This is a genomic window from Nocardia sp. NPDC005825 (genome assembly GCF_040630175.1).
GTDB lineage: Bacteria > Actinomycetota > Actinomycetes > Mycobacteriales > Mycobacteriaceae > Nocardia.
Genome location: NZ_JBEXXC010000003.1, coordinates 356,111 through 377,710 on the forward strand (window position 1 = coordinate 356,111; position 21,600 = coordinate 377,710).

Sequence of the window (21,600 nt, forward strand, 5' to 3'; positions counted from 1 at the left end):
CCTAAGTGGTTGTCTGTCAATAGTTTTCGGTCTACTTGGCGACGCGGCGCACGCGCGGCAGCCATTCGAAGGCGTCCTCGGAACGACCGGAGGGCTTGTACTCGAGGCCGACCCAGCCGCGGTAGCCGCGCGCGGCGAGATCGGTGAGCTGGAGTTCGAGCTGGAGTTCGCCGGTGCCGGGCTCGTTGCGGCCGGGGTTGTCGGCGATCTGCACGTGGGCGATTCGGTCGGTGTGCTCGGCGATCACCTTGTCCACGTCGTCGCCGTTGACGGCGAGGTGGTAGAGGTCGGCGAGCAGGCCGATGTTCGATACCCCGGAGTGCGCCTGCACCTTGTCGATGACGGCCAGACCGTCGGCGGCGGTCAGCAGCGGGTAACGGGGTGCGCCGGAGGCGGGTTCGACGAGGACGGTGGCCCCGATGCGGGCGGCGGCCAGGGCCGCGGCGGAGAGGTTCTCGACCGCCAGCTCGTCCTGCCGCTCGGCGGTGGTGTCGTCGACGCGGTTGCCGTACAGGGCGTTGAAAGCCTTGGCGCCCAGGCGCTCTCCGATGCCCACGGTGACATCGATATTGTCCGTGAACTCCGTGGCGCGAGCCGGCCAGGAGACCAAGCCGCGGTCGCCGCCGGGCATGTCACCGGCGAAGAAGTTCAGGCCGATCAGCTGCACTCCGGCGTCCTGCACCGCGGCGACGAAGGCGTCCACGTCCCGGTCCGACGGGACGGCCTCGGCGAAGGGCCACCAGAACTCGACGGCGTCGAATCCGGCCCGGCGCACGGCTTCCGGGCGCTCCAGGATGGGCAGCTCGGTGAACAGCAGCGAGCAGTTCACGGCGTAGTTCAGCGTGTGGGTCATCAGGAATCCCTCCAGTCGTTCCCGCAGGTTCTCCGCTGTTTTCCATAATGCGGAAATGTTTTTTCGGGATATGAAAATGCTAGAGCTCCCGGAACAAGCCCGTCAAGAGAGTTCCGGGAGCTACCGGCCGGTAGAGCGGGAAATATACGAAGTTGCGGAATCGGGCGCGGATCTCGCTCGACTCAGTCGCGGATGTCGTCGTCCAGGCGTTCGCCCAGATCGTCCTTCCGATCCTCGACCGCGGCGAATACCGAAGCGCCCGCCTTGTTTCCGCGCGTGATCTCGTTGAACACCAGGTTCAACACGATCGCCACCACGGCGGTGGCACTGATCCCGGAGTGCATGATCACCCCGAGCCAGGTCGGGAACTTGTCCCAGAACGTCGGCGCCGCAATGGGAATCAGGCCGACGCCCAGAGCCACCGCGACGATGACCATGTTCAGGTTGTCGGTGAAATCCACCCGCGCCAGCGTGCGGATGCCGCTCGCCGCCACCGATCCGAACAGCACGATGCCCGCACCGCCCAGCACCGGATACGGGATCCCGGCCACCACCGCGCCCACCACCGGGAACAGGCCCAGCAGCACCAGCACCAAACCGCCCGCGGCGACCACGAATCGGCTCTTGATGCCGGTCAGCGCCACCAGCCCCACGTTCTGTGCGAAAGCGCTGCACGGGAAGCTGCCGAACGCCGGCGCGACCGTGGTGGACAGCATGTCGGCCCGCAGGCCGGCCGCCACCCGCGCCGAATCCACCTCGGTGCCGACGATCTCGCCGATGGCGAGGATGTCGGCGGTGGTCTCGGTCATGATCACCAGCACCACGATGGTCATGGACACGATCGCCCCGACCTCGAAGGTCGGCCCGCCGAAGTGCAGGATCGGCGGCAGCGCGACGATTTTCGCCGTGCTCACCGCACCGAAGTCGGCGTGATGGGTGAGCAGCGCGATGACCGTGCCGACCGCCAGGCCCAGCAGGATCGACAGCCGCGAGATCGCGCCCTGGAACACCCGGCTGATCACCAGGATGATGAGCAGCGTGAGCCCGGCGAAACCGATATTGCCCATCGATCCGTAGTCGGCGGCCTTCGGATTGTTGCCCATCGCCCACCGGAACGCGGTGGGCAGCAACGAGAGCCCGATCACCGTGATGATCGTCCCGGTCACCACGGCCGGGAACAGGCGCACCAGCTTGGCGAAGAAGCTGGACAACACCAGGCCGATCAGTCCGGCGACGATGATCGCCCCGAATACCGGCCGGAGTCCGCCGTCGCTCGCGATGGTCACCATCGTCGAGACGCTCGCGAACGAAATGCCCTGCACGATAGGCAATCTGGAGCCGATCGGCCCGATGCCCAGGGTCTGGAGCAGGGTCGCCAGGCCGGAGACGAACAGGCCCGCTGTCACCAGCAGCGCCATGTCCGACACCGAGAGCCCGGCCGCACCGCCGACGATCAGCGGCGGCGCGATCACGCCGCCGTACATCGTCAGAATGTGCTGAGTTCCGTAGATCGCCAACTGCCCCAACGAATGTCGCGCATCCTCGGGTCGGGTGACGGTCACTGACACGCGGCTCTGGTCATCACCCATCGCCGCACCTCCTAGATCAGGAAGAGGGGGATCAGGCTCTGCCTGGTCAGCAAAAGCCGGGGGTGGCGAGCCAGGCGTTGCCGGACTCACGAGCGTCGTCGCGCTCGACGGTGGCCTCGATGAGGCCGTAGGGGCGATCCGCGGCGATGAAGACCTCGCCCGGGTTCTCGACGTTGAACGGGCTCAGGTCCACCAGGAAGTGGTGCTTGTTCGGTGCGGAGAAACGGATCTCGGCGACCTCGGTGAACTGCTCGAGCACGGCGCGGCCCATGGAGTACAGGGTCTGCTGCAGCGCGAAGGAGTGCACCACGGCGAACTGCCGCAGGATGGTCTTGAGGATGGCGTCGTAGGTCTTGTCCCAGTCGACATCGGTGTGGTTGTAGCGCCACTTGGCCACCAGCGAGGTCGCCATGATGCGGTCGTTCGTCGGCTGCAGGGTGGTGTACTTGTCCTTGAAGAAGCCGTGGAACTCCGAGCCCGTGGTCTTGAGCAGAGTGAGGTCGCGGACGCCGGATACCACGTGCGCCACCCGATCCGGGCCGACGCCGTCGACGTTCACCACGGTGGTGCGGATGCCCTGACCGGACTTCACGAACGAATGGTCGTGGCCGGAGCCGTCGACCTCGATGCGGTCCCAGGCGTATTCCTCGATCTCGACGCGCGCGCCGGTGGCGGTGGGGGCGCGGGAGATGAAGTGGTCGGCGAGGGTGAGACCGAACTCCTCGATGGAGTGCACACCCTTCTCCTTGGCGAAGGAGAAGGCGGTGTTCTTCTGGGTGTCGGTCGGCAGCACGTCGCCCTGGTCGCCGGTGATGTGGGCGTCGGCGAAGTCGCCGCGCAGCGCCGAGGAGACGTTCAGGTCGCGGATCTGGTGGCGCGGGGTGTCGCGGTAGACGCGCACGACCCGGTTCTCGGCCTTGCCGTACTGGTTCTGTCCCAGCTTGATTGCCATAGGAGTTCAGCTTCCTCGATAGGTGGAATAGGCGAAGGGGCTCATCAGCAGGGGCACGTGGTAGTGCTCGCCCGGCTCGCCCGCCACGGTGAACGTGATCGACACCGTGGGATAGAAGTAGGTCTGTCGCGTTGCGGCGGAATAGGACTCGATATCGAAGGTGAGCCGGTAGTGCCCCGCCGCCAGCCCCTCGGGGCCGAGGTCGCGGATGCGGCCGTCGTCATCGGTCTTGCCCTCGGCCAGCACCCGGGTCTCGGGGCCGAGGTGTTCGAGCCGGACCGGGACGCCCGCGGCGGGCTTGCCGAGCGCGGAATCCAGGATGTGCGTCGTAATGGTGCTCATTGTTCGAAGACCTTTCGCAGGCGCAGGACGGCGATCTTGCGCAATTCTCCGGCCACCACGGCCGCCTCGGTGGCATCGTCGTTGGCGAGGCGCTCGTGCAGGTTCGTGAGGATCTGCTCGGCCGACAGGCCGGTGGCGCAGATCAGGAAGACCCGGCCGAATCGCTTCTCGTAGGCGCGGTTTCCGTCCAGCAACTGGGCGGCGATGGCCACGTCCTGCCCGACCCCGGCCTGTTCCTGGCGGGACCACGCCGATCCGGTGCCGGTGCCGGTGACCCGCTCGCCGATCCGGGGGTGCGCGGCCAGGGCGCGGTCCACGTCGGCGCCGGACAATCCGGCGGCCAGTTCGTCGGCTCGCGCGAGCACGCCGTCGATATCGGCGTAGGGCCGGTCCGCCAGCACGGCGTCGGCCCATTCGGGCACGTCGCAGCAGGTCAGCAGATCCGGCCGGAGTCGTTCACCGGCTGTCGAATTGAATTCGCTCAACGTCACCATCGGCGCTACCTCTCTCGGATGACGGAAGGGTGATTCCGCCACCCGAGAAGAGTGTCACGGGCCACAACAACTCGTCAACAGTTTGTTGAAAATATACACGGTCCGCAGGTCAGGGCGCTGGTTTGGCTCAGGCTGAGGGTGCCAGGGCGGGGGTCGTGCGCGAGCGGAACAGCTGATGCAGCACCAGGGCCGTCAGGCAGCCCGCACTGATTCCGGACGCCATGATGATCGACATCGGGCCCGGCAGACCGGCATAGAACGACGGGGCCACCGTCGGGGTCATGCCGACGAACAGCGAGACGCCCACGATGAGCGAATTGATCGGGTCGCCGAGATCGGCCTTGGCGAGGGTGCGGATGCCACTGGCGGCCACGGTCCCGAACAACACCAGTCCCGTCCCGCCCAGCGCCGGTTTGGGCACCAGCTCGACCACCGCGCTCGCCACCGGGAAGAGGCCCAGCAGCACCAGCAGCGCACCGCTGGCGGCCACCACGAACCGGCTGTACATCCTGGTCAGCGCGACCAGGCCGACGTTCTGAGCAAAAGCGCCGCACGCGAATCCGCCCATCACCGAGGCCAGCATGGTGCCCAGTCCGGCGGCTCGCAGACCGCCCGCCAGATGGTGTTCCTCCACGGGCCGGTCCACGATCTCGCTGAGCGCCATCATGGTCGCGGTGGACTCGGTCATCACCACGAGCATGACGATGCACAGCGAGACGATCGCGCCGATCTGGAACTGGGGCACGCCGAAGTGCAGCGGCGGAATGAAGCCGACCAGCGCGCTGGAGCGCACCGGTCCTGTATCCAGCAGTCCCAGTGGCCATCCCGCCAAGGACCCGGCGACCAGTCCGATCAAGAGGGCGAGCTGCCGCCCGAACCCTGTCAGGAAGCGATGACACAACAGCACCACGACCAGGGCGATCGCGGCGACGAGGAGGTTCTTCGACGGCACGTGCGCCTCCCCCATCGCACCCTCCCCCGCGCCGCTGATCCAACCGAGCGCGACCGGCAGCAGCGACAACCCGATCAACGAGATGACGGTGCCGCCCACGATCGGCGGGAAGAACCGGTGCAGCCGTGAGAAATACGGCGCGGCGAACACCGCCAGCATGCCCGCCACCAGGGTCGCGCCGAAGATCACCGGCAGCGCCTCCCCCGGCGCGGCGTCCTTGGCGATGGCCAGGATCGGGCCGACCGCGGCGAAGGAGCCGCCATTGATCAGCGGCAGCCGCGCGCCGAACTTCCACCAGCCCAGCGACTGCAGCAGGGTGGCCAGGCCCGCGGTGAACAGGCTCGCGGTGATGAGCAGGACCGTGTCGCCGGTCCCCAGCCCGACGGCCGCGCCGACGATCAGCGGGGGCGCCACGACTCCGGCGACCATGGCGGCGATGTGCTGCAGGCCGCCGGCGACCAGCTGCCAGGGCGGTGGGATGACGTCGACCGGATGTCGTTCCGGCGCTTCTGTTTCCATGGGAACGCAGCCTCTCTCGGATCGCGGAAGGGTCATTCCGCTAGCCGAGAAGAGTGGCATGGGCCACACTGGTCGTCAACAGTTCGTTGAAGATATACAGAGATCCCCGGTCAGCGCCATGACCCGCGCCGCGGGACCGATCAGGCGCGCTCGCGGTTGAGGTAGTTGTAGACCGTGAAGCGGGTGACGCCCAGCGCCGCCGCCACGGTCTCCGCGGACTTGCGGAAGGTGAACGCGCCGCGCTCCTCCAGCAATCGCACGGCACGCTGCTTCTCGGCGCGCGGCAGTTCGGCGAGCGGGCCGCCCAATTCACCGGCCACCTCGTCGAGCAATCGTTCCAGGCCGCCCAGGCTGTCGGCCTCCGGCTGACCGAAACGCACGCAGGCCAGCATCTCGCCCTCCCAGACCAGTGGGACGTCGTCGGCGGCGGCCTCACCGGCGGACACCAGCCGGCCGCCGGTCTTCTCCAGCAGGGGCGCGAGGGTCACCAGGACCGGGTGTGACGCGTCCACGGGCGAATGTTCAGTCATCCTGCTCGACCTGCATGGTGACCCGGGTCGCGCCGTGCGCGAAGGCGGTCACCATGATCTCGCCCAGCACCGGCAGCAGCCGCTCGTCCGACCCGGCCACCGAGGTGCCGAGCGGACCGAAATCGCATTCCAGACCGGCCGATTCGGCGAGCTCGAGCGCCGCCAGGGCATGCGGCGGGGCCTCCCCTTCGCCGTGGAACGGTTCGGTCGTGAACTCCGCGCGTAGCCGCATGCGCCCCAGGCTACTATTCCGGCATTCGGAAAAACTAAGGAGGACCGGGGTGCCCGCAGCGAAGCAGCCGAAGGGCAGTTCCGGGGGTGTGCAATCCATCGAGCGCGCGTTCGGACTACTGGAACTCATGGCCGACGAGGGCGGCATGATGGGCCTGTCCCAGCTGGCCACCGAATCCGGGCTACCGCTGCCCACCATTCACCGACTGGTCCGCACCCTGGTCGACCTGGGCTACCTGCACCAGGAGCCGTCCCGCAAGTACGTACTCGGCCCCAAGCTGATCAAACTCGGCGAGAGCTCCTCCCAGATGCTGTCCGTCCTCGCGCGCCCGCACCTGGCGCGACTGGTCGACGAGCTCGGCGAATCCGCGAACATGGCCATGCTCGACGGCGACCAGATCGTCTATGTGGCACAGGTGCAGTCGCGCCACTCCATGCGGATGTTCACCGAGGTGGGACGCCGCGTCCTGCCCCACTGCACCGCCGTCGGCAAGGCGATCCTGGCCGGATCCCCGCCGGACCTGACCCGAGAGTTGTTGCGGCGCACCGGAATGCCCCGCTACACCGACACCACCATCACCGACCCGGAGGAATTCGCGCGCCAGCTCGAGCAGGCCGCCCGGACCGGCTACGCCATGGACGAGGGCGAGCAGGAGCTGGGCGTGCGGTGTGTCGCCGTCGCCGTCCCGAAAGCCCCGGCCCGGCTGGCCATTTCGGTATCCGGCCCGGTGGGCCGCATGACCGAGGAACTCGTCGAGCGCGCCGCGCCGCTGCTCACCGAGGTGGCGGCGGCGCTGTCCGACGACCTCCGGTAGCGCCCCGACGACTCAACGAATTCAGGACCGTACCCACAGTTTTCGTGTGGCGGTGTTGTTTCGCGCGGCGGTGCTATTGCACGTCGAATGTCGCGAAACCCGGCGTGTAGGTGCCGCCGGGCGCGAGCAGCACCGCCACCCGCCCCGGGCCGGAATTGATCGTCGCGGCCGAGGGGATTCCGTTCAGGCCGTCGGACAGCACAACCACACCCGTCGCACCGGTCGACAGATTGATCCAGCGGACCGGCGTGGAAATCGTGCAGCCCCAACCACCTGGCTTCGCGCCGGTGATCACGACAGCCCCGGGCGTTCCACCCAGTACGGCCGCACAGCGCGCCGGGAAGGCGTCGAAACTGCCGTTCGGATTTCCGAAGGGCGCGGCATCGATTTGAAAAGGAATGGCGACGGTGTCGGCCGCGGCCGTCGCGACCGCCGGCAATCCGCACATCGCGAACGCGGCACCGAAAACAGCGATCTTGCGAGCAAACGTCATCGTCGAATCTCCTACGCAGTGATCTCACCGATGGTTCACGGCCGATTACCAGACTGCGGTGTCGTAATCGACCAGACAGGGTCCGCGAAACCTCGCGGACCAGGCAATTCGAAAAGGATTCTGCCATGACGACACCCGACTCGGCCGCCGCCCCGGAGGAGCCCCGAACCACCGAGCTCCCCACCCCGGCCGCCGACACCGCAAACACTCCGAAGCCCGCGACACGTCCGCCGCACAATATCGGCTGGGCCGTCGCCGCCCTCCTGTTCTTCTGGCCCCTGTCGTTCTCCGCGTTCACCCACGCACTCAATGTGTCCCCGCTGTGGAGTGACGGCGATGTCGAGGGTGCCCGGTACGCCTCCGGCCGAGCCCGCTATCTCGGCATCCTCTCGCTGTGGATCGGTGGCGCCCTGTTCGTCGTATTCGCCGTCCTCTATCTGCTGTTCATTCTGGTGCTGATCCATCACGGCCATCACGGGCACCACAATTGGGGCGGTCCCGGCCCGCGTATGCGGCGCGGCTGACGGGGCCGGGACCCGCGGATGACGAGCGCGGGTCCCGTTCCGTTCCAAAAATTTGCGATCGGGACATATCCGAACAGGCTTCGGTTTCGAATTCAGATGCGGAATAACATCGAACTTCGGAATGAGGTTTCCTATGGGCCTTGATCAGCCCAAAAGTCCTGTTCGTCCGGCATTTCGGCACGCAGCCAGGATCGCTGTTGCCGGAGCCCTCCCACTGTCCCTCGCCCTGCTGGGCACCGGACCCGCACTCGCCGAGGAGGCGCCCGCGGCGGTTCAGCCCGCCGCCGACATCCCCGATTCACAGATCCACATCGGCACGGTCCGGCTCGACCAGCCGTTCTTCCTGACCCCCGAGCAGACCCAGCAGATCAACGCCGTCACCTCGAGCGCGGAATCCGTGCTGGTACAGGCCCTCGAGGCAGCGGGCGTCGATCATGCGCGTTCCACGCACGTGGCGAAGTCGGTAATCGGCGATGCCGCGATCGGCGCGGCCGTCGGTGCCACCGTCGTGAGCCCGATCGCCGCCACCGGTGCGGTGGTCGGCGTCGTGGCGGGGCTCGTCGCCGGGCTTCCCTTCGCTCCGATCGGGCTGGTGGTCGTTCCCGTGGTGGGCGCGGCCCTCGGCTACGCCTTTGTCGCCGCGCCGTTCGCGGCCCTGGGCGCGGCTGTCGGCGCCGTGGTCGGCGCGGCCGACGGCTTCATCAGCCCGGCTCCGGCGACCGGCCCTGCTCCGGCGACCGGCCCGGTCACGGCGGCACAGCCCGCCTGAATCTCGGTGCAAGCCGAATTCTATTGAGACGCTACATGTTCCAGAAGCGCGTACAGCTCGCGCCGCTGCCGGTCGTCCAGCACGGCGAGAGCGGGGACCGAGCCGAAGACCTCCTCGTCGAGCTGTGCGCGCAGCATCTCCCTCGGTCCGGCATTGCCGACCGCGGCCAACTGAGCGCGCGACCGGGAACACCTCTCGGTTTCCTCGGAACCGTGTGATCAGCGGATAGGCTGGCGGGGATCACCCGGGGCTCTCCGCAGGTCGGCCGAGAGGAGTTCACGATGAGCGCCGAAGAAGCCGCCACCGTACCGGCCTGGGCCGGCGATCTGACGGGCATCGTCGGGCAGCACCTGATCTACACGTACGAGAACGGCTGGAAGTACGAGCTGTACGTCCGTAATCCCCAGACCGTCGCGTTCCGCTGCCTGATGGGTCCCATGTTCGGTCGCTGGTCCACCGATCAGGCGGCGAAGATCGTCCAGCTCGGCGACGACCTGTTCAAACTCGCCTGGGTGGAACCGACCGGCACGGTCACCGTGGTCATCGCCTGGCTCGCCGAACGCCGGGTCCACACCACCATCTGCTATCCGCAGTGGATGCTCGACTACCCCGAATTCACCCTGGGCCGCTACGAGGACAACATCCCGGAGATCACCGCCGCCCGTAATCGCGGCCCCGCCTACCCCCAGACCATGGTCGCGGCCACCGGACACATCACGTTTCTCGAGGCCCGCAGCCCCGATGACGACACCGTCATCGACCGTCCCCCGGGCAAACTCCCCCACGATTACGCCAACCGCTCCAACTGACTTGGGCCGCCACCGATGAATTCCGCGCGCTGATCCCGTCCTCACTGTCAGCACGCAATCTGTGAGCCGGTCAGGAGGACCTCCGTGAGCACCCAGCCCTTGCCACCGATCGTCGACGCCGCCACCTGGCGCAAAGAACTCGAAGCCCTGCGCATCCGCGAGAAGGCCGCCACCCGTGAGCTGGACGCCATCGCCGCCCAGCGCCGCCACCTCCCGATGGTCGAACTCCCGACCTACACCCTCGAAGGCGAGGACGGCCCGATCACTCTGGCCGAGATCTTCGACGGCAAATCCCAGCTGATCGTCTACAGCCACATGTGGTTCGAGGGCAAGGAATGGCAGTGCCCCGGCTGCACCGGGTTCACCGCCCAGTTCACCCGCTTCAACTTCCTCGACAACTACGACGCCCGCTTCGTCATCATCACCCAGGGCCCGATCGACGAGGCGCTCGCCTACAAACGCCGGGTCGGCAACCAGATGCCTTGGTACTCAACGGCGAACAGCACCTTCGGCAGCGACGTCGACGCGCCGCCCGGCGGCGGCTTCGCCGTGAATGTCTTTCTGCGCGACGGCGATACCGTCTACCGCACCTGGCACACCAACGGCCGCGGGGTCGAACAGATCGCCCACACCTTCCCCCTCATCGACCTGCTCCCCTACGGCCGCCGGGAAGAATGGCAGGACTCCCCGGCCGGGTGGCCGCAGTCGCCGACCTACTCCGGCTGGACCTCCTCCGAGGACATCGCCGCCGCCTACGGCGACCCGAATCCCTAGGACTCCGCCGCGGCCGTGATCGAATGTGGTCATGTTGTTCCGGCAGCTCGAGTACTTCGTCGCCCTCGCCCGGGAGCGTCATTTCGCCCGAGCCGCCGCCGCCTGCTACGTGTCGCAGCCGGCCTTGTCGGAGGCGATCCGCAAGCTCGAACACGAGCTGAAGGTGCCGCTGGTCAAGCGGGCGCGCACCTTCGAGGGGCTCACTCCCGAAGGGGAGCGGCTGGTGTTGTGGGCCCGCCGGATCCTGGCCGATCGCGATGCGCTGCAACAGGAGGTCGTGGCCCTGCAGACCGGTCTGACCGGTGAGCTGCGGCTGGGGGTGATTCCCGCGGCCGCGGCCACCGTCGCCCGGCTCACCGATCCGTTCTGCGCGGACAACCCGCTGGTGCGGGTGCGGGTGGACACCGGCTTGGAGTCGGCCGACATCGTCGACCGGCTGCGGCGCTTCGAACTCGATGCGGGACTGGTCTATCCCGACGGCCGGGATACACCGGACATGACCGTGACGCCGTTGTACTCCGAGGACCATGTCGTGCTCGCCGCGGAGGGACTGCTGACCGGTGCGACCGGGTCGGTCGACTGGGCCGAGGTGGTGGAACTGCCGCTGTGCCTGCTGCGTCCGGGGATGCGCGGGCGCGAGCTGATCGACGACGCGCTGGCCGGTCACGGGCTCACGGCCGACCCGCGGCTGGAGACCGATTCGGTCGCGACCCTGTTCGGTCAGGTCGCCACCGGACGCTGGGCCACGATCGTGCCCGAGTCCTGGCTGCGCGCGACGCGGCCACCGGCGGGTGCGCGAGTACTGCGGCCGCGCGATCCGGTGACCGCGACCGTCGCACTGGTCACCTTGGCGACCGAGCCGGTGCCGCTGATCATCCGCGCCTTCACCGAGACCTCGCGGCTCGTCCGCCTCGACGGCGGCCCAGGCGGCGACCTCGGTTGATCGGCCGCACCTATCAGCCGGTCGAAGCCACGTCTTGGACGCCGGACCCCGCTGCGCCGAACACTTGATCTCTACATCCGCCGGACTCGATCGCCGCGGGTACCGAGCGAGAGGCGGGGTCGGAACGTGCGTGCGGTGCTTGCGGTTCGCGAGGCGACGACGGGGTTGTTCACCGTCGGGCCCTCCGCCGACCACACCCGGCACGCGCTGCGCGTCGCGACGGGCCTGGTGATCCCCGGGTCGGTGCTGCTGGTCCTGGGCCGGACCGACTTGCTGATCTTCGCCATGTTCGGCTCGTTCGTCGGCATGTACGGGCGTGACGGATCGCGGCGCGAGCGGGGGCGGCAGCAGCGGTCGGCGGCCTGGCTCATCGGCGGCGGTGTCGGGATCGGCGTGCTGCTGGCGGCGACCGGAGTCGCGCCGCTCGTGCTGGTGATCGTCGAGAGCGTATTCGCGGCCGCGGCCTCGCTGCTGGCCGATCGCCGCGGAATCCGGCCCGGGGGCCCGTTCTACGCGATCTTCGCGCTCGGGGCGGTCTCGTTGACACCGGCGGGCTTGGCGAAACCCCTTCCGGCGCTGGGGGTGTTCACGATGACCGCGGTGTTGTGCATGGTGCTCGCCGCCCTCGACGGCGAAACCATCGACGCGGCAACCGTATCCGCACGCCCGGGCGTGCATTTCGGTGCGCGGCACGCGACACGCTACGCCGTCGCGGTATCCGGTGCGGGGCTGGCCGGCCTGGGATTGGGTGTGGGCCATGCGAATTGGGCCATGGCGTCGGCGGCGGTCCCGTTGGCGGCCCTCGACGCGGGCACTCACCTCTCACGGGGGCTGCACCGGGTGGCGGGGACCTTCCTGGGACTCGGGCTGTCGGCGGTCCTGCTGATCCCCGGCCCGCGCCCGGTGCTCACCGGCGCCCTGGTGCTGGCGTTGCTGTTCCCGACCGAGCTGTACATGGCCCGCAACTACGCGCTGGCGCTCGGATTCTTCACACCGCTGATCATGTTGACGACCAGTCTGTCGGTCACGACCAGCCCGGGGCGGCTGCTGATCGATCGCGGCGTGGACACGGTTCTGGGTGTTGCTGTCGGTGTGCTGGTGGCCGTCGGCCCTGAACATCTACGCTGGCTATCACCGACTGGATCCGCACCACACCGACCGCAGGCACGTTGTCGAAGGGATCTGTGATGGCCATCGATCACACCGACCGGACCGAGTCCGACGGCGGGCCGAGTTTCCACCCGTACGACCATCCCGCTGCGGGCTGGGGTGCGGCCAAGTCCGTCACCGAGTTCATGATCGGGCAGGAGCGCGAGCCGATCCTGGGCACGCGCGCGATCCTGAAGATGAATCACGAGAACGACGGGTTCGACTGTCCGGGCTGCGCCTGGCCGGATTCCATCAAGGGCATCCATCTCGACATCTGCGAGAACGGGATCAAGCACGTCACCTGGGAGATGACCCACAAGCGGGTCGACCGGGAGTTCTTCGCCGCGCACACCGTGACCGAGCTGTCCGGCTGGAGTGACCACGACCTGGAGAACCAGGGCCGACTCACCGAGCCCATGACCTACGACCCGGAAACCGACCGCTATGTCCCGATCGGATGGGAGGCGGCGTTCGAGCTGATCGGACGCACCCTACGCGAGCTGGACGACCCGAACCGGGCCGCGTTCTACACCTCCGGCCGCCTCGGCAACGAGGCCACCTTCCTGTACCAGCTGATGGCCCGCGAGCTGGGCACCAACAATTTGCCGGACTGCTCGAACATGTGCCACGAGGCCAGCGGCCGCGCCCTGCAGGCCGCGCTCGGCACCGGCAAGGGCACCTGCGATCTGGCGGACTGGGAGGCCACCGACGCGCTGTTCATCATGGGCGTCAACGCGGCCTCCAACGCCCCGCGCATGCTGACCGCGCTCGCCGAGGCGGATCGCCGCGGCGCCCAGATCGTGCACATCAATCCGCTGATCGAGGCCGGTTCGCGGCGCACCATCATCCCGCACGAGTTCCTGCACATGGCGACCTTCCACGCCACCCCCACCGGCACCCTGAATCTGCAGACCCGTATCGGCGGCGACTTCGCGGTGATCCGCGGTATCGCCAAAGCCGTTCTGGAACAGTCGAAGACCGATCCGAAGGCACTGGACCACCGGTTCATCGAGCTCCACACCACCGGGTTCGAGGACTACCGGGCCAAGGTGGAGGCCACCCCGTGGGCCGAGATCGAGGAGCAGTCGGCGCTCACCGAGGCCGAATTGCGCCGTGCCGCACAGATATACCGGGAGGCGGACCGCTCGATCATCAGCTGGTGTCTGGGTGTGACCCAGCACGAGCACGGCGTCGACACCATCCGCGAGATCGTGAATCTCCTGCTGCTGCGCGGCAATCTGGGCCGCGAGGGCGCGGGCCCGTCTCCGGTCCGCGGGCACAGCAATGTGCAGGGCAACCGCACCTGCGGCATCGACCACCGACCGAAACCGGAGTTCCTGGATCGGCTGGGGGAGGTGTGCGGCATCGATCCGCCCCGCGCGCACGGCCTCGACACGGTCGCCACCATCGAGGCGATGCACGCGGGCAAGGTCACCGTATTCGTCGGCATGGGCGGCAATTTCGCGCTCGCGGCCCCCGACACCGCCTACACCTCCGAGGCGCTGCGCCGCTGCTCCCTGACCGTCCAGGTCAGCACCAAACTCAACCGCAGCCACCTGGTTCACGGCGCCCGCGCCGTCATCCTCCCCTGCCTGGGCCGCACCGAACGCGACGAACAACGCGCCGGCTTGCAGCAGACCTCCGTCGAGGACGCGATGGCCATGGTCCACCTGTCCAAGGGCATGAAGAAGCCCGCCTCCCCCCACCTGCTCTCCGAGCCCGCCATCATCGCCGGCGTGGCGAAAGCCGCTCTCCCCCGGACGAATACCCCCTGGGACCACTACGTCGACGACTACGACCGCATCCGCGACACCATGGCCGAGGTCATCGACGGCTTCGAGGACTTCAACCGCCGAGTCCGCCTCCCCCTCGGCTTCCGCATCAAACAACCCGCCCGCGAACTCGTCTTCCTCACCCCCTCCGGCCGGGCCGAATTCTCCACCGCCGACCTCCCCGACCTCACCCCCGCGCCCGGTACCCTCACCCTCGCCACCATGCGTTCCCACGACCAGTGGAACACCACCATCTACTCCCACGACGACCGCTACCGGGGCATCAAGAACCTCCGCACCCTGGTCTTCATGAACCCCGAGGACATGAAAGCCCGAGGCCTGGAACTCTTCGACGAAGTCGACATCACCAGCATCGCCCGAGACCAGACCACCCGAACAGTCCACCGCTACAAGGCAATCCCCTACGACATCCCCCCAGGCTGCGCCGCCGGCTACATGCCCGAACTCAACGTCCTCTGCGCCATCGGCGACTACAGCACCCAAAGCGACCAACCGATCATGAAGAACGTGAAGGTCACCATCGAACGCTCGTCCTGACAACGCGAAAGGTCCCTCACCCAGGGTGAGGGGACCTCGCTCAGCGCAGCACGTTGGTTGTCGGATTACGCGACGTCGAGGGCCGCGGCGATCTTGCGGGCCATGGCGGCCACCGCCGGGCTGGGGTCGCCCTTGGCCTGGGCGGTGGCGTCGACGGCGACGAGCACGGTGTCGCGGAAGTTGGCCGCCTCGGCGGGATCCTGCTTGCCGAGCAGGGTGATCGCCGCGGTCAGGGCGGGCAGCACCTGATCGGCCAGTTCGGCGACGTTCTTACCGTCCAGGTGGACGTCCCGTGCCCGGGTGGAGAGCACGTGGCCGACAACACCGGTCGCGGAGGTGAGGGCGACGGAGCCCTGGCTGCTGCCCTTGTGCGGCGCCCCGGCGGCGGAAAGCAGCGCGACCGCGCCGTAGGCGGCGGTGCGGATGGTGCTCTTGTCCTGGTCGGTCAGCGTGATGGTCATGTCGTGTCTCCTTCGAATCTTCGGTTTTCCCAACCGGTTCGGTCCCGGTCGTTTTGTTCGATGGACACACTTTCGCCGGGCAGACTGACAGCGCCCTGACAACAACCTGACATGTCCACTGACACGCGCCGACCCGATGTTCGCCGCCGTTGTCCCGATGATCAGGACGGAGCCGGGCGGGCGTAGTAGGTGCGGCTAGCGTCCGGCGCATGAGTGATGCGACAGAAGTCATCGGACTACTGCACCGATACGCGGACGCCCTGGACCGGCGGGACTGGGCGGCGCTGGATACCGTGTTCAGCCCGGATGTTTCGGCCGATTACGCGGGCAGTGAGATCGTCTCGGGGCGTGACAATTTGGCCGGGATGATTCGCGGGTATCTCGACGGCTGCGGGCCGACGCAGCACCTCATGGGCAACGAGTCGGCCGCCATCGAAGGCGAAACCGGCACGGTGACAGCCAAGATGCGGGTTCACCACATCGGACAGGGTCGGCCGGATCTGCAATACGAGGTGTTCGGCTGGTATCACGCCACGGTGCGGCGCCGCCCGGAAGGCTGGCGCATCGTGTCCTGGCGCCAGGAGGTCACCCATGAGCTGGGCACGCATGAGGTGTTCGGCCGCGGCTAGCGACGCATGAAAAAGGCTCCCGACCTGGATCAGGCCGGGAGCCTCGAGGTGGAGCTGCCGGGAATCGAACCCGGGTCCTCCGCCGCATCTTCAGGGCTTCTCCGTGTGCAGTTCGCTATGCCTCTGCTTGGATCTCTCGGTCACGCGAACAAGCCGAGATGACGATCCCAGTCGCTGTTTGATGTTCCATCCGACGCCGCGACCGCGCCGGACGGTAGAGCCCTCTAGCTGATGCCAGGGACCGGGTCGAGGGCGAACCCGGGCTGACAGACACGCTTCGTTGCTTAGGCAGCGAGAGCGTAGTCGCGCTGATGAGAATCGGCGCTTATAGGGTTACAGCGACGCTTATACGGTGGTCTCCTGCCTGCACCGACACGCTTCCCCTGAATCAACGTACGCAGTCGAAACCGTTCAGCCCCGTCTGTGTTCACCGATTCAGATGAACTTCCCGGCTCTCACCGGGCTACCTATCCTAACACCGCACAAACCTTGGTTCATTCCATTAACGCGCGGGCCGATCGGTCAGCCGCGCATGCCCTTGATGCGGCGGCCGAGTTCGCGGGTGACCTCGCGTTCGGCGTCGCGTCGGGCCAGGTCCTGCCGCTTGTCGTAGTCCTGCTTACCCTTGGCGAGAGCCAGTTCGACCTTGACCTTGCCGTCGGAGAAGTACATGGACAGCGGGACCAGGGTGAGGCTGGACTCCTTGGTCTTGCCGAGCAGCTTGTCGATCTCGCGACGGTGCAGCAGCAACTTGCGGGTGCGACGCGGGGCGTGATTGGTCCAGGTGCCGTGGCCGTATTCGGGCACGTGCAGGCCGCGCAGCCACACCTCGCCGTCGTCGATGGAGGCGTAGGCGTCGACCAGCGAGGCCTTGCCCTCGCGCAGGCTCTTCACCTCGGTGCCGACCAGCGCCACGCCGGCCTCGAACGTCTCGAGGATCGCGTAGTTGTGCCTCGCCTTCTTGTTGCTGGCGATGACCTTGCGCCCCTTTTCCTTCATGTCTCCTCTATCGTCCCGTCGCCGGTCGGAATTCCCAACCAGCTTACGGATGGTCCGGACGGGTTCCGGTGGCCGGGACGCGCCCAGTCCGGACCGGGCGGCCCGGTGTTACTCATGAAACCGGTGCTGGCGTGAGCCAGTTCACAGCGACTCTCCTCGAAAGGACCTCCGTGCATACGGCTTTCATCCGCATCAAGGTCGATCCCGCCGCCGCCGACCAGGTCGCGCAGGCCATGCTGACGCTCACCGCACCGACCCTGGCCGAGCCCGGCTGCCACACCTACGAGTTCTACCGCGACAACGACGACCCGTCGCTGTTCCTGTGCTTCGAGCACTGGGATTCACGCCAGGCCCTCGACGATCACGGCTCGACCCCGCACGTGCAGGCCTTCCTCAGCGAGTTCGGCCCGCACATCCAGGTGTGGGAGCAGAACCACACCACGGCCCTGGCCTGATCCGCCGCGCTACCCGGACCGGCCGTCGAGTGCACGTTCGGCACGCAACTCGGAGGCCGTCTCCTGGTGCGCCTGCGCGGCGCCGCCCGCGGCCGGATTGGGCAATCACCCTCAGACGTTCTCGCGCGAGTCGAGGACGACCTTAGCCCCCGACGCCGCGGCGACCTGCAGGGTGCGCAGGCGCAGCAGCACCGGGTTGTCGGTGAGCAGCTTGGCCGTGTTGGCCAGCGACCGCAGCGCGGCCGCCTCGGCGCGGGCCCGCTCGAGCTCGGCGCGGCCGCGCTCACGGGCCAGGACCGTCTCGAGGGCGGCCTTGCGGAGCTCGCCCGGGAGCATGAGGTCCTTGACGCGCACGGCGTCGACCCGGATGCCGAGCCGCTCGACCGCGGCCGCGACCGTCGCCGTCCCGGAACCGAGCAGCGCGCGATCGGCGACCAGCTCGTCGAGGGTGTGCGCGGCCACCAGGTCGCGCGCGACCTCCTGGACCGCGCCGTACAGCACCACTTCGGCGTTCTGCGCCTCGACCGTGAACGCCACCGGATCGGTGACCGCCCAGTCCGCGGCGAAGCTGACGCGCAGCGACAGGCCGTCCGAGGTCAGCAGCTCCTGGCCGCCGACATGGAGCATGCGCGGGCGCATATCGATGGCGACGAGCTTGCAGCGCTTCTCGTCGTAGCGGTGGCGGCCCGGCTCCAGCGTCCGCTCCAGGACACCGTCGCGGTACAGCAGGGTGCGCTGCCAATCCATGACAGTCGCATACGTCTTCGTGAACATCGTCTTCGTGAACATCCCAATCTCCTTCCCTCGCTTGGCATCGGGGCACGACCGGACACGCCCTGACCGATCACGGCACGCGGCGGGAGCCTCCCCCGTCCGGAGACGGAGAGCTCGCAGAGCCGCGATGCCGCCCACGACCGGTCAGGGCGCATCACGTCAAGGAGTCGAACCTCGGCAGATGGAATCTGCGTCACCAGGGAGTAGCCACCCCCGATGCGGGGAACGCGGTCCGGAGATTCCGGTGCGCCCCTGAGTAGCGGCCGAGATCAAAGGTAGCCACCGCATCGCGATGCGCGCCAACGATTTTCCGGGCGCGGGAACGAGGGCCGTGAAATGCGAAAAGGCCCTTCAGTTTTCACTGAAGGGCCTTTCACAGTAGTCCCGACGGGATTTGAACCCGCGCTACCGCCTTGAGAGGGCGGCGTCCTAGGCCGCTAGACGACGGGACCAGGTCGCTCGCTGCGATCCGTGGACCGCGGCAGCTCCGAAAGCTTATCCTGCCGCCGCCCAGCAACCAAATCGCCTGTTGACAGGCCTGCGGTGCGCCACCGGACCCACCCGAGATCAGCTCTCCGGGACCTCGTCACGCCAACCGCGATCGAAGATCACCGCGAGCTTGTCCGCGATCGCGGCGTCGAGATCGATACCGAGCTCCTCGGCGGTCAGCCACGCGCAGATGACCACGTCCGCCAGCTCGGCCCGCATCTCCTCGAATGTGCCTGTGCGGCGGGCCTGTCCGGACCAACGGCGGTACGCGCCGACGAACTCGCCCGCCTCCTCGGCCAGGGCGAGAACCTGCCGGTTCCGCGACCCCTCGGCCGGGAACCCGGCCGCCCGCAGGTGCGCGAGGATTTCCGCCGCGACCTGCGGCATGTCGTGTCTCATCGGCAAGCCCGATCAGTAGTCCGGCGGCAGGTCGTCGAATTCCGGCGGAGCCTCGTCCGGCCAGGGGATGTCGTCGGCCGGCGCGAAGGCGGACGGCGCGGAGCTCGCACCCCGGCCCGCGGCGGTCGGCGCGCCGGAACCGGATGTACGCCGCGACTCGGGTGCGGCGGAGCGCGGCGCGGACCCGCGGGCAGATGTTCCGGCCTCGCGCGCAGCGCCGCCCCGCGAACCGGAATCCTCGGCGAACCGGGAACCAGACGCGGTGCGTGTGCCCCGGGAAACCGTTGCGGAGCTTGCCGTCTCGACAATCGCATCGACAGCGGGAGCACGGGTCGCGGAGGCTGGTGCCTCGGCCTGCAGTGCGGACGCGGAGTTTCCGGATGACTCGCCGGTGCCGCCCTCACCCGCGACGACTTCGAGCACGCCTTCGCCGTACTTGGCGCGCTTGTTCTCACCGATGCCGGAGATGCTCGCGAGGTCGGCCAGGGACGCGGGCTTACGGGAGGCGATATCCCGCAATGTCGCATCGTGGAAGACGACGTAGGCGGGCACCCCCTGTTCCTTGGCGGTGGCCGCTCGCCAGGCGCGCAGCTTCTCGAACAGGTCGGTATCGGACTTGCTCAGGTCGCCGGCCGCGAGGCGAGAACCCTTGGCGGGCTTCGAGGTTCGGGCCGCCTTGGTGCGTTCGGGCTCGCGGCGCAGCATGACTTCACGCTTCTCGAACAACACCTGGTTGCTGGATTCGGTGAGGGTGAGCACCCCGTAGTCGCCGTGCACGGCGAGCAGCCCCTGCGCCAGCAGCTGGCGGATCACCCCGCGCCATTCGATATCGCGCAGCTCGGTGCCGATGCCGAAGACCTTCAGCTCGTGATGGGCGTGCTGCTCCACCTTCGGATTGCGCTTGCCGATCAGGATGTCCACGATGTGCCCCGCGCCGAAGCTCTGCCCGCGTTCCCGCTTGAGCCGCAGCACGGCGGAGAGCACCTTCTGCGCGGGCACGGTCCCGTCCCACGCCTCGGGCGCGTTGAGGCAGGTGTCGCAGTTGCCGCAGCGCTCCCCCGGCTGGCCGAAGTAGGCGAGCAGCTGGACCCGGCGGCACTGGACGGTCTCGCACAGCGCGAGCATGGCCTCCAGGTGCAGTTGCAGCTGGCGGCGGTGCATGGCGTCGCCGTCGGAGGAGTCGATCATCTTGCGTTGCTGCACAACGTCACTGAGGCCGTACACCATCCACGCGGTGGACGGCTGCCCGTCACGCCCGGCGCGGCCGGTCTCCTGGTAGTAGCCCTCCACCGATTTGGGCAGGTCCAGGTGGGCGACGAACCGCACGTCCGGCTTATCGATACCCATGCCGAAAGCGATGGTGGCGACCACGACCAGGCCGTCCTCGCGCAGGAACCGCGACTGGTTGGTCGCGCGGGTCCGGTTGTCCAGACCGGCGTGGTACGGCACCGCTTCGACGCCGTTCGCGGTGAGGAACGCCGCGGTCTTCTCCACCGAATTGCGCGACAGGCAGTAGACGATGCCCGCATCGCCGGCGTGCTCGTTTTGGATGAACGAGAGCAGCTGGTGCTCGGCCCGGTTCTTGCCCTCGATCCGGTATTGGATATTGGGCCGGTCGAAGCTGGCCACGAAGTGCTTGGCCCCGCGCCCCTCGAGCAGGTCCAGCCGTTCGGCGATCTCCTTGCGGGTGGCCTCGGTGGCGGTGGCGGTGAGCGCGATGCGCGGCACGTCCGGCCAGCGTTCGTGCAGCATGGACAGGCCCAGATAGTCGGGCCGGAAGTCGTGGCCCCACTGCGACACACAGTGCGCCTCGTCGATGGCGAAGACCGAGATCTTGCCCCGGTCCAGCAGCTGGGCGGTGGATTCCAGCCGCAGCCGTTCGGGTGCGAGATAGAGCACGTCCAGCTCCCCCGCCACGAATTGCGCCTCGACCGTGCGCCGTTCGTCGGGGAACTGCGTGGAGTTCAGGAACCCGGCCCGCACGCCCACCGCGGTGAGCGCGTCGACCTGGTCCTGCATGAGGGCGATGAGCGGCGAGATGACCACGCCGACGCCCGGGCGCACCAGCGCCGGGATCTGATAGCACAGCGACTTGCCGCCACCGGTGGGCATGAGCACCAGGGCATCGCCGCCGGAGATCACCTGTTCGACGATCTCCCGCTGCGGCCCGCGAAAATTGTCGTACCCGAACGTCTTCCGCAAAACCTGGTGTGCCGGATCACTTCCGGCATCACCCAGGTTCCCGTCAATGGTCTCGACCTCCGGCGCACTCACGACGGCAATCCTACGGACACCATCCGACGACCGGTGCCCGCTCGAGAACTTC

Annotated in this window: 24 protein-coding genes, 1 tRNA gene and 1 other RNA gene; 10 read left to right on the forward strand and 16 right to left on the reverse strand. The window is 67.9% G+C overall.

Translation table 11 applies throughout. The features are described 5' to 3' along the window. Positions 1-31: 31 nt before the first annotated feature. The 8 genes from ABZ382_RS10455 to ABZ382_RS10490 all read right to left on the reverse strand — a co-directional run bounded on the left by ABZ382_RS10455 (position 32) and on the right by ABZ382_RS10490 (position 6,463). On the reverse strand, positions 32-853 hold the full coding sequence (locus tag ABZ382_RS10455) for a TIM barrel protein (protein WP_357086581.1): 822 nt from the start codon (positions 851-853) through the stop codon (positions 32-34). A gap of 182 nt (positions 854-1,035) precedes the next feature. Beyond that, positions 1,036-2,442 carry a nucleobase:cation symporter-2 family protein gene (locus ABZ382_RS10460; protein WP_357086583.1) on the reverse strand — a complete coding sequence of 469 codons (1,407 nt, stop codon included), beginning with the start codon at positions 2,440-2,442 and terminating at the stop codon, positions 1,036-1,038. Positions 2,443-2,488: 46 nt separating this feature from the next. Further along, positions 2,489-3,394: a factor-independent urate hydroxylase gene (gene pucL / locus ABZ382_RS10465; protein WP_357086585.1), complete on the reverse strand. Its 906-nt coding sequence runs from the start codon at positions 3,392-3,394 to the stop codon at positions 2,489-2,491. A gap of 6 nt (positions 3,395-3,400) precedes the next feature. Further along, on the reverse strand, positions 3,401-3,736 hold the full coding sequence (uraH, locus tag ABZ382_RS10470) for a hydroxyisourate hydrolase (protein WP_357086588.1): 336 nt from the start codon (positions 3,734-3,736) through the stop codon (positions 3,401-3,403). Further along, positions 3,733-4,230 (reverse strand): 2-oxo-4-hydroxy-4-carboxy-5-ureidoimidazoline decarboxylase, encoded by a 498-nt coding sequence (gene uraD / locus ABZ382_RS10475; RefSeq protein WP_357086590.1) that lies wholly within the window; start codon positions 4,228-4,230, stop codon positions 3,733-3,735. The genes uraH and uraD overlap by 4 nt, the downstream gene beginning before the upstream one ends. A gap of 127 nt (positions 4,231-4,357) precedes the next feature. Next, a complete protein-coding gene (locus tag ABZ382_RS10480) occupies positions 4,358-5,701 on the reverse strand; it encodes a nucleobase:cation symporter-2 family protein (protein WP_357086592.1) in 1,344 nt (447 codons plus the stop codon). Positions 5,702-5,841: 140 nt separating this feature from the next. Further along, complete coding sequence (locus tag ABZ382_RS10485) at positions 5,842-6,231, reverse strand: helix-turn-helix domain-containing protein (RefSeq protein WP_357086594.1); 390 nt, start codon at positions 6,229-6,231, stop codon at positions 5,842-5,844. After that, a complete protein-coding gene (locus ABZ382_RS10490) occupies positions 6,224-6,463 on the reverse strand; it encodes a thiamine-binding protein (protein WP_213559929.1) in 240 nt (79 codons plus the stop codon). The genes ABZ382_RS10485 and ABZ382_RS10490 overlap by 8 nt, the downstream gene beginning before the upstream one ends. A 49-nt stretch (positions 6,464-6,512) precedes the next feature. Between ABZ382_RS10490 and ABZ382_RS10495 the strand changes: the two genes are divergently transcribed. Then, positions 6,513-7,277 carry an IclR family transcriptional regulator gene (locus ABZ382_RS10495; RefSeq protein WP_357086596.1) on the forward strand — a complete coding sequence of 255 codons (765 nt, stop codon included), beginning with the start codon at positions 6,513-6,515 and terminating at the stop codon, positions 7,275-7,277. Positions 7,278-7,350: 73 nt separating this feature from the next. On the opposite strand, the gene ABZ382_RS10500 is transcribed toward ABZ382_RS10495, so the two are convergent. Next, positions 7,351-7,725 (reverse strand): hypothetical protein, encoded by a 375-nt coding sequence (locus ABZ382_RS10500; protein WP_357087326.1) that lies wholly within the window; start codon positions 7,723-7,725, stop codon positions 7,351-7,353. 170 nt (positions 7,726-7,895) lie between these two features. Between ABZ382_RS10500 and ABZ382_RS10505 the strand changes: the two genes are divergently transcribed. The 7 genes from ABZ382_RS10505 to ABZ382_RS10535 all read left to right on the forward strand — a co-directional run bounded on the left by ABZ382_RS10505 (position 7,896) and on the right by ABZ382_RS10535 (position 15,068). Then, complete coding sequence (locus tag ABZ382_RS10505) at positions 7,896-8,294, forward strand: CD225/dispanin family protein (RefSeq protein ID WP_357086598.1); 399 nt, start codon at positions 7,896-7,898, stop codon at positions 8,292-8,294. Between the two features lie 133 nt (positions 8,295-8,427). Continuing rightward, positions 8,428-9,063, forward strand: a complete 636-nt coding sequence (locus tag ABZ382_RS10510) for a hypothetical protein (RefSeq protein ID WP_357086600.1) — start codon at positions 8,428-8,430, stop codon at positions 9,061-9,063. A gap of 281 nt (positions 9,064-9,344) precedes the next feature. Next, on the forward strand, positions 9,345-9,872 hold the full coding sequence (locus tag ABZ382_RS10515) for a phenolic acid decarboxylase (protein ID WP_357086602.1): 528 nt from the start codon (positions 9,345-9,347) through the stop codon (positions 9,870-9,872). Between the two features lie 84 nt (positions 9,873-9,956). Beyond that, positions 9,957-10,646 carry a DUF899 family protein gene (locus ABZ382_RS10520; protein ID WP_357086604.1) on the forward strand — a complete coding sequence of 230 codons (690 nt, stop codon included), beginning with the start codon at positions 9,957-9,959 and terminating at the stop codon, positions 10,644-10,646. A 31-nt stretch (positions 10,647-10,677) separates the two neighbouring features. Then, the gene (locus tag ABZ382_RS10525) at positions 10,678-11,589 is read left to right on the forward strand and encodes a LysR family transcriptional regulator (protein WP_357086606.1); all 912 of its coding nucleotides are present in this window, start codon (positions 10,678-10,680) and stop codon (positions 11,587-11,589) included. 126 nt (positions 11,590-11,715) lie between these two features. Next, positions 11,716-12,777, forward strand: a complete 1,062-nt coding sequence (locus ABZ382_RS10530) for an FUSC family protein (protein WP_357086608.1) — start codon at positions 11,716-11,718, stop codon at positions 12,775-12,777. After that, the gene (locus ABZ382_RS10535; protein ID WP_357086610.1) at positions 12,777-15,068 is read left to right on the forward strand and encodes an FdhF/YdeP family oxidoreductase; all 2,292 of its coding nucleotides are present in this window, start codon (positions 12,777-12,779) and stop codon (positions 15,066-15,068) included. The genes ABZ382_RS10530 and ABZ382_RS10535 overlap by 1 nt, the downstream gene beginning before the upstream one ends. Positions 15,069-15,133: 65 nt before the next feature. Here the strand turns inward: ABZ382_RS10535 and ABZ382_RS10540 are convergent, their stop codons facing one another. After that, positions 15,134-15,529, reverse strand: a complete 396-nt coding sequence (locus ABZ382_RS10540; RefSeq protein WP_357086612.1) for a hypothetical protein — start codon at positions 15,527-15,529, stop codon at positions 15,134-15,136. 209 nt (positions 15,530-15,738) lie between these two features. Between ABZ382_RS10540 and ABZ382_RS10545 the strand changes: the two genes are divergently transcribed. Then, complete coding sequence (locus ABZ382_RS10545) at positions 15,739-16,158, forward strand: nuclear transport factor 2 family protein (protein WP_357086614.1); 420 nt, start codon at positions 15,739-15,741, stop codon at positions 16,156-16,158. 46 nt (positions 16,159-16,204) lie between these two features. Here ABZ382_RS10545 and ssrA read toward each other — a convergent pair. Then, positions 16,205-16,577: a transfer-messenger RNA gene (gene ssrA, locus ABZ382_RS10550) on the reverse strand. Positions 16,578-16,680: 103 nt separating this feature from the next. Further along, entirely contained in the window at positions 16,681-17,157 is a 477-nt protein-coding gene (gene smpB, locus ABZ382_RS10555) for an SsrA-binding protein SmpB (protein ID WP_040860814.1), read from the reverse strand. A 170-nt stretch (positions 17,158-17,327) separates the two neighbouring features. Between smpB and ABZ382_RS10560 the strand changes: the two genes are divergently transcribed. Then, positions 17,328-17,612: a putative quinol monooxygenase gene (locus ABZ382_RS10560; RefSeq protein WP_357086616.1), complete on the forward strand. Its 285-nt coding sequence runs from the start codon at positions 17,328-17,330 to the stop codon at positions 17,610-17,612. Positions 17,613-17,723: 111 nt separating this feature from the next. Here the strand turns inward: ABZ382_RS10560 and ABZ382_RS10565 are convergent, their stop codons facing one another. The 4 genes from ABZ382_RS10565 to recQ form a co-directional block, all read right to left on the reverse strand. Next, on the reverse strand, positions 17,724-18,401 hold the full coding sequence (locus ABZ382_RS10565; protein WP_357086618.1) for a slipin family protein: 678 nt from the start codon (positions 18,399-18,401) through the stop codon (positions 17,724-17,726). Between the two features lie 364 nt (positions 18,402-18,765). Then, a tRNA-Glu gene (locus ABZ382_RS10570) sits at positions 18,766-18,838 on the reverse strand. A gap of 115 nt (positions 18,839-18,953) precedes the next feature. Further along, positions 18,954-19,262 carry a hypothetical protein gene (locus ABZ382_RS10575; protein ID WP_357086620.1) on the reverse strand — a complete coding sequence of 103 codons (309 nt, stop codon included), beginning with the start codon at positions 19,260-19,262 and terminating at the stop codon, positions 18,954-18,956. A gap of 24 nt (positions 19,263-19,286) precedes the next feature. After that, entirely contained in the window at positions 19,287-21,548 is a 2,262-nt protein-coding gene (gene recQ / locus ABZ382_RS10580; RefSeq protein WP_357086622.1) for a DNA helicase RecQ, read from the reverse strand. Between the last annotated feature and the right edge of the window lie 52 nt (positions 21,549-21,600).